Source organism: Vibrio sp. 1402, assembly GCF_033340275.1.
The window spans coordinates 1-1,248 of the sequence record NZ_JAWOWE010000064.1 but is presented as its reverse complement, the minus strand read 5'-3'; the positions used below and the strand labels follow the sequence as shown (position 1 = coordinate 1,248).

1 protein-coding gene and 1 pseudogene are annotated in these 1,248 nt (G+C 48.0%); both read left to right on the top strand.

Annotated elements, in window-relative coordinates; all coding sequences use genetic code 11:
* A pseudogene (locus R7044_RS24120) lies at window positions 1–111 on the top strand (thiazole synthase); the annotation flags it as partial.
* 15 nt (window positions 112–126) lie between these two features.
* Window positions 127–1,248: 2-iminoacetate synthase ThiH (gene thiH / locus R7044_RS24115; RefSeq protein ID WP_225455863.1), on the top strand; the 1,122-nt coding region annotated here is incomplete at its 3' end.

Below are 1,248 nucleotides of genomic sequence, written 5' to 3'. Positions count from 1 at the left end.
TTCAAGATGGCAGTCGAGTCAGGTCGTATGGCTTATGAAGCTGGGCTTGCAGGGAAAGTTTCTCATGCCGTTGCTTCGAGTCCGCTAACGGCTTTTCTCGATGAACTGTAGAAGTGAGGGTTCAAGATGAGCTTTTATGATCGCTTTCAGCAGCTCGATTGGGATGACATATCCATGTCGATTTATGCTAAAACGGCGCAGGATGTGGAAAGGGCGCTAGCAAAACCCAAACGAGATTTGGAAGATTTTAAAGCGTTGATTTCTCCTGCAGCTGAACCGTACTTAGAGCAGATGGCAAAGCTATCTTATTCGCTTACGCGTAAGCGTTTTGGCAACACTATGTCGCTGTATATCCCGCTGTACCTCTCTAATCTTTGCGCCAACGCTTGTACCTATTGTGGCTTCTCTATGGAGAACCGCATAAAGCGAAGAACGCTGAATAGGGACGAAGTTGAGGCGGAGATTGATGCGATTAAGCGAATGAAGTTCGACAGCGTGTTACTGGTAACGGGTGAGCATGAGACCAAAGTTGGGATGAAATACTTTCGCGAAATGGTGCCAATCATCAAGCAGCGATTTAATTATTTAGCGATGGAAGTCCAACCGTTGGATCAGGACGAATACGCCGAACTCAAAACATTGGGCCTTGATGCGGTGATGGTGTATCAAGAAACCTATCATCCCAAAACATATGCTCAGCATCATTTACGTGGCAACAAAATGGATTTCCGATACCGGCTTGAAACGCCTGATAGGTTGGCAAAAGCGGGGATCGACAAAATCGGTATTGGCGCTTTGATTGGTTTGGAAGAGTGGCGCACCGACTGCTTTTTTGCTGCTGCGCATCTGGATTACCTTGAGCGTACTTATTGGCAATCGCGTTATTCGATTTCTTTTCCTCGTTTACGCCCTTGTGCCGGTAATGCACCTGCGTCGGGATTACAACCGAAATCCGTCATGACGGATAAGCAGTTGGTGCAATTGATTTGCGCCTATCGGCTGTTTAATCCGGAAGTGGAGTTGTCATTGTCGACGCGCGAATCACCGCAGTTTCGCGACAATGTATTACCGTTAGGCATTACGAGTATGTCTGCGGCATCGAAAACACAACCCGGTGGTTATGCGACCGAAGAGGTGGAACTGGAACAGTTCGAAATCAGTGACGAGCGTAGCGCGGCATCGGTAGAAGACATGATCAGAGCGAAAGGTTTCGATCCGGTCTGGCGTGATTGGCACTCAGCTTACTCC